Source organism: Paenibacillus sp. 1-18 (genome assembly GCF_000520755.1).
GTDB classification, from domain to species: Bacteria; Bacillota; Bacilli; order Paenibacillales; family Paenibacillaceae; genus Paenibacillus; species Paenibacillus brasilensis.
This window is the reverse complement of record NZ_ASSB01000079.1, coordinates 1-6,118: the sequence shown is the minus strand read 5'-3', so window position 1 is coordinate 6,118 and position 6,118 is coordinate 1. Positions and strand designations below refer to the sequence as shown.

6 protein-coding genes and 1 pseudogene are annotated in these 6,118 nt (G+C 41.9%); all 7 read left to right on the top strand.

All coding sequences use genetic code 11. The features are described 5' to 3' along the window. A pseudogene (locus L693_RS27700) lies at nt 1-733 on the top strand (hypothetical protein); the annotation flags it as partial. Between the two features lie 12 nt (nt 734-745). Beyond that, a complete protein-coding gene (locus L693_RS0105580; RefSeq protein WP_025716421.1) occupies nt 746-1,261 on the top strand; it encodes a hypothetical protein in 516 nt (171 codons plus the stop codon). Nucleotides 1,262-1,405: 144 nt separating this feature from the next. After that, nucleotides 1,406-1,807: a hypothetical protein gene (locus L693_RS0105575; protein WP_025716420.1), complete on the top strand. Its 402-nt coding sequence runs from the start codon at nt 1,406-1,408 to the stop codon at nt 1,805-1,807. Nucleotides 1,808-1,810: 3 nt separating this feature from the next. Further along, nucleotides 1,811-2,734: a peptidoglycan recognition protein family protein gene (locus tag L693_RS0105570; protein ID WP_025716419.1), complete on the top strand. Its 924-nt coding sequence runs from the start codon at nt 1,811-1,813 to the stop codon at nt 2,732-2,734. A gap of 15 nt (nt 2,735-2,749) precedes the next feature. Further along, complete coding sequence (locus L693_RS0105565; RefSeq protein ID WP_025716418.1) at nt 2,750-3,298, top strand: phage holin, LLH family; 549 nt, start codon at nt 2,750-2,752, stop codon at nt 3,296-3,298. Between the two features lie 139 nt (nt 3,299-3,437). Further along, nucleotides 3,438-5,309 (top strand): DEAD/DEAH box helicase, encoded by a 1,872-nt coding sequence (locus L693_RS0105560; protein ID WP_025716417.1) that lies wholly within the window; start codon nt 3,438-3,440, stop codon nt 5,307-5,309. A gap of 5 nt (nt 5,310-5,314) precedes the next feature. Next, nucleotides 5,315-5,638, top strand: coding sequence for a hypothetical protein (locus tag L693_RS0105555; protein WP_025716416.1), 324 nt, complete (start codon nt 5,315-5,317; stop codon nt 5,636-5,638). Nucleotides 5,639-6,118 lie beyond the last annotated feature (480 nt).

Below are 6,118 nucleotides of genomic sequence, written 5' to 3'. Positions count from 1 at the left end.
TGAAGTAGGTACGGGGATTGTACTGCGTGAACGAAATGAGACGTATCAACAACCTGTTGAGAAGTTATGGAATATCAACAATGCAAACTACACTACTACGGCGTGGCTTAAACAAAAAACATCGGATATTTTGGCGATTTATAAAAATGGCAAACGAGATCCCGCATGGATGATAACCAACAGAATGGTTACGAGTGCGGGGGCGCTGGCGCAACAATATGATGCCGATCATGACGCTGGATCATCCTATAGTGTAACTTACCTTACTCTTGAGCGTTCGCCAGTTGTACCATTCGTTGGGTCCTACGCCGCCAACGAAAAGACGCTGCTGTCAGACCTGGTAGACAGCGTACAACAGAACACGGCACGTGTGTCGGTGTTGGAGGACAAGAAGGCTGACAAAGACAGCCCCGCAGTTCTCCAGCCAACTTTGCTAAACGGGGTTATTATCGAATACGTTGGCGCGCCTGTAGAATATGTAAAGTTGTCAGATGGTCTTGTGTTGATACAAGGTTCCGTTAAGCCACCTTCTGCGGGAAATATTATAATGTTTTATCTACCTGTAGGGTACCGTCCTAAAATACCTGCTGTATTAATGTGCGCTGCCAACACAGGGACAACAGATGTATCTATAAAGTGCCTTGTATCAACTGACGGTAGCGTTCGAGTAGAGTCAACAACAGCCCTAGCTTGGTTGCGGTTAGATGGTATTAAGTTCCTAGCAACTCAATAAGGAGGAGAATACATGAAAGTAGTACCTAAAGTAAATACAGACGGCCTCTATCTGGAGGACGAGTTGGTGGACGATGCCTTTTCGGGCGTCGTCCCTTTTTATGCCCAGCCGGAAACCTCCGGTCAGGACACAGATACTGAGCCGACAACACCGAAGCCTGCCGGGTACACTGTCGGTGTACCGATTACAACGCCGGGCCTGTACAAGCCGCGCTTTGATCTGGCGGCGTGGGAAACGTACCAATCAGCCGTTTACGAGGCGCAAGAGGCATATATAGCTGCGTTGCATGACTGGCAGACCAAAGGCAAGGATGTTGGAGAGCAGCCTGTATATGTCGCGCCAGCGCAGCCGGAAGGATTGTGGAAAGAAGGACTTACGCCGGAGGAAATCGCGGAGCTGACCAAGCAGCCAGAGTCACAGCCGAAGCTACGCGAGGAACTTGCAAACACTCAAGTCGCCATGGCGGATATGTACGAGCAGATGCTTACTATGCAAGCCGAGCTTGCGGCACTTAAAGAGGGGAGGTGATTAACGTGGTAGCCATTTATGGAGCCAGTTAGGGCTTACCTAGCAAGTTGGGGATTAGATGTGGATGGCACACCATTAGAAAAACGGGGAGAGTAAGGCAGGAAAATTTTCCTGAGCAAAATAGATAGAGACGGGGGAAAGGGTATGCCGGAAGGAGACGTGATGGCAATTGAACAATTGCACGCGAAAACAGAAGAGTTAACAGCTCAACTACAAGGCCTTAGCGCGGAGTTTGCGAGGCTTTCCGCACAAACATTGTCGGATGAAGCACGTTTTAAACTGATTGAACAAACAGCGGGGCGTCATGAAGAAGAGATTCGCCAGCTCAAGGATTCGACTCGAATGATGCAACTGCAATTTGATCAGGTCATGACCAAGATTGACACGTTGGAAATGAAACTGTTTAGCTGGCTACAACAAACTCAGCAGGACAGTGTTAAAGAGCGAACCACGAATAATAAACAGTGGTTTCAGTTCCTAACCTTTGTATTGGGCGGGACCATAATCGCTATCGTTACAGCGGTATTCGTAAAAGGAGGATTGTGATAATTGTTTAATCCAAATAAATATATAATTGAACGGCGCTACATAAACAAGCGCCATAACGTAAGACCGGGTACTCGCTTAACAAGCGGGAATCCGGCCTTTTTAGTTGCACATGATACAGGTAATCCTGGGGCATCTGCTGACAACCATTATGATTACTTTAACAAATTGGTTGATCGTTCAGCTTCAGCACAGACGTTCATAGACGACAAAAAGATCCTTGAAATCATCCCAACAGGAACCGGTCCAGACGCAGCAGAGAAAGCTTGGCACGTATTGTACAACGTCACCACGGATAACGAACGCTTTGGCGACGATGCAAACGATATTGCCCTTGGTGTAGAACTATGCTTCGGTGGCAAGATCGACACGTTAGAGGCATACAAACGCTTTGTATGGTACCTGGCCTACTGCTCCAACAAATGGGGGATTAACCCACGGACACATATACCAAGCCATAAGCAGCTTGACCCTGCCCGTAAGAGGGACGTAGACCAAGCCCTAGCGACGATTGGCAAGACACTAAAGGATTTGGTCTATGACGTGGAAGCGGAGCTTAAAGGCGCTTCTGTGGTTCCTGTGGTGCAGGACTTTACTCCATTGCCTGCGTTTGTTGTCCAGGCGTTGGTGGACGATTATGTTTCTCCGGCGTGGTTCGCCAGTCAAAAGGGCGGGGACCAGGAAGGCAAGACGCATTTCCATAACCTTGCGAATAATCTTCGTGCTGCGGCTGGGCTAAATGAAAAGGGTTTGCCGCTTGCTGCCGGAGCGGTGAAGCTGTTTAAATCCAACGCACAAGAGATTATTTTCCGATGGCTTCAGCCGGCTTGGTTTAAAGCTAAACAAGCAGGCGACAAGGAGCAAATGCAACATTTCAACAATCTGGCTAATTATCTGCGTTCTGCCGCAGGTTTGCCAACACAATAAGAGGGGGATTTATAAATGCAAACAATTATCGAAACCGTACAACCATATGTAAATACCATCGTCACAGCCGCTGCGGGTGTACTTACAGCGTTTGTTTTAGGAGGTCTGAATAAACTCAAGACTAAGGTTAACGTGTGGCTAGAAGCGCGTACAACGGCAGCGCAACGTGAAGTGATTCATAAAATTGCTGGAGAGGGTTTTGCCTTTGCTCAAACAGCATTTAAAGAAGCCGGAGGAGAACGTAAGCTTCAGGAGGCTTTACAGTATACATCCTTGAGATTAACGGAACAGGGCATTGTGGTATCGCCTACGGAACTGCAAGCAGCCATAGAAAAGGCATATCTGGAGTATAAGGCTAAGACAAAGACGGTACTGGCTACTGAAACACAGCCGAATGAGGATGCAGCACACGCAGCAGCTAAGGAAGCTGTATCTGGTCTTGCTGCAAAGTTGAATGATTTCTTGGCTCAGGCTACGGCAGAGGTGGCCAATACTGTTCCTGTTCAGGTGCAGTCTGAACTAGAGCCAGTAATGCCTGTACAAATGCCTGTTACTACGGAATAAAAGGATAAAGTATATACCCTGCTGGCGCATACAGCAGGGGATTTTCCTTTTTTAAGGGGAATCAACAGGAAATTAGAGGTATTTAGTCCTATTTGTCGAATGTTTACTCCTAAACATAAGTTAAAGGGAGCAGACATAAATGAATTTAAATTACTTTATTGAATCAATGCCTAATATTGAATCTAATAGTGGCTTACGTGAGCCTCAAGTAGATGCTTATCGAGCAGTATACAATCATTTTGTAACCGATAAAAAGAAAGAACACTCTATTATTGTACTCCCTACGGGTGTGGGCAAAACAGGGTTAATGGGAATTCTCCCTTTTGGTATTTCTTTTGGGCGTGTTTTGATTGTAACTCCTCAACTTGTTATAAAAGATGCAGTTTTAGATTCTCTTGATCCAGAACATCCTAGAAATTTCTGGCTTGCTAGAAATATTTTTGAGAAATATGAGGAATTGCCTTCTGTAATAGAATATGATCGCAAGACAAGCGATTGGGAATTACAAGAGGCCAATATCGTTATACTTAATATTCAAAAATTGCAAGAAAGATTAGATAGTTCCCTTATAAATAGGGTCCCTTCTAACTTTTTCGATATAATTATAATTGATGAAGCTCATCATTCCACAGCTCCAACGTGGGAAGCCTCAATGGAGTTTTTTTCTAGTGCTAAAGTTATAAAACTAACAGGTACTCCAATTAGGACAGATGGTGAAAAAATTGAGGGGGATTATGTTTATAAGTATCCCTTAAGTCAAGCCATGGCAAAGGGATTTGTAAAAAGTTTAGAACGGATTCACTATATACCAGAGCAAATATTTTTAACTCTAAATAAAAATGATGATACTGTGTACTCCTTGGACCAAATTCGTGATATGAATTTAAAAGATGAGGATTGGGTAACAAAGTCAATCGCATTTTCTAAAGAATGTAGCATGAAGGTAGTGGAAGAGAGTATTAAAATCCTTCAAGATAAAAGAACTTCCGGTATTCCACACAAAATAATCGCTGTTGCTTGCAGTATTTGGCATGCTGAACAAATACAAGAATTGTATGAGCAAGAAGGTCTAGATGTAGCTTTAGTGCACAGTAAGTTAAAAAAGGACGAGTTAGCGACGAGATTAAAATCAATTGAAAACCACAAGGTTCAAGTTGTAATTCATGTAGCGAAACTTGGAGAAGGGTATGATCATAAATACTTATCGGTTGCAGCTATATTTAGACCCTTTAGATCTCAACTACCTTACGAACAGTTTGTGGGAAGAGTATTAAGGTCAATTGATGCTGAAGAGGCAACCTTACCAGAGGACAATATTGCATGTGTAGTACACCATAAGGAATTGGGTTTAGATAGTCTATGGGAGTTTTATAAAAATGAGAAAAAGAAAAGTGATGTCATTAAGTATCTAGATCGGAGCGAGGAATCCTATGAACGCCTAACCAAGGCTAGAATAGATAAGCAAACTGGTCATGTAATTGAAGATGGTACTGGAAGTACTGAAAAAGACATTTTTATTGGAACTGAATTTTTAAAAGAAAGAGAGCGTCGTATAAGCGAGGAGTCTCAAAAGTTAAAACAGTTAAAAGAATTATTACCTAATTTACCTGACGAAACCTTAATACAAATGCTTCGGAGAGAAGAAGAAGGTCAACCGAGCACCAGAATACTACGACCAGATAAGTTTTTATACCGCAAAAAAAGAGATTTAGATGACAGAATAAAAAAAGAAATGGTCCCGGAAATAATATTGGAATATAATATTTCTAATGAAGGGGACGAATTAAGTCGCTCAAAGTTGTTTACAGGGAAATATAGCTGGCTTTTAAAAAAAGTACGGAGTAATACCGGTTTAATTGCAGCGTATATTGAGAAGAGGGTTAATGAACTGGTAGGTAACCACGACAGAAATACATGGAAGCCGGAAGAATACGAGGCGGCAAAAAAACGAGCGGAAGAGATTTATATTCTAGTTAAAAAAATACTAGACTCTGAACTGAAAAAGGAGTAATAATGATGGAAAATGGAATTAAATCACTTTATAATTTAGAAGAAGGTCATATTATATTGCCTTCGGAACTGATTGCCAATGCTAAGCTTCCTAACTATGAGTATGTTAAGTTTCATAGTGGTTTGGAAGGGTTAACTGTCGAGTGCTGTTGCTTTTTAGAGGATAATACAAAGGTTTTATTTAACTATTATTTCGATGAAAATGATCGATTATTACGTCTTATCTCAGATGATTTTAAAAATCAAGAAGTGTTATTTGATAGGAAAGAAGAAGGAGAAAAACTTAGGAACATGCTGAGAAATAGCCAAATCAACGTAGTGAGTAAGTAATACTTTTGTGTAAGACGTGGAAGCCTCTGTTGAGCTTATTAGGTCGACAGAGGCTTTTTTTGTCTTGAAGCTTGTGCTATGATGAATTAGCGACTAGGATCTCTGATTTTGGAGGTCTTCATAATGAGATTTACAGAGGAATTCATATACAAAATGGTGAGGGCGACCTTTAAAACGCTTCTATTGGTAATTGGAGCTTTACTAATTAAGGTTATGTTCACCCATTGAGTCAGTAGATGAGATAAACGGGAAGTTGTCCAGCCACCTAATTTTTATAAGCATGCGACCTTAGTTTCGTTACAAGCTAGAGATATATAAAAATAACAGAGTACTAGTCGTGTATCTCTTGTTCCATGGAGAGAACACGACTAATATATAAATATAATCGTATGACCTAAGAAAAAAACACCCATATTTTCCTGATTCAGGGTGTTTTTTTCTGTGTTTTATACTTTAGTATTTACAAAATCAACCAAACCA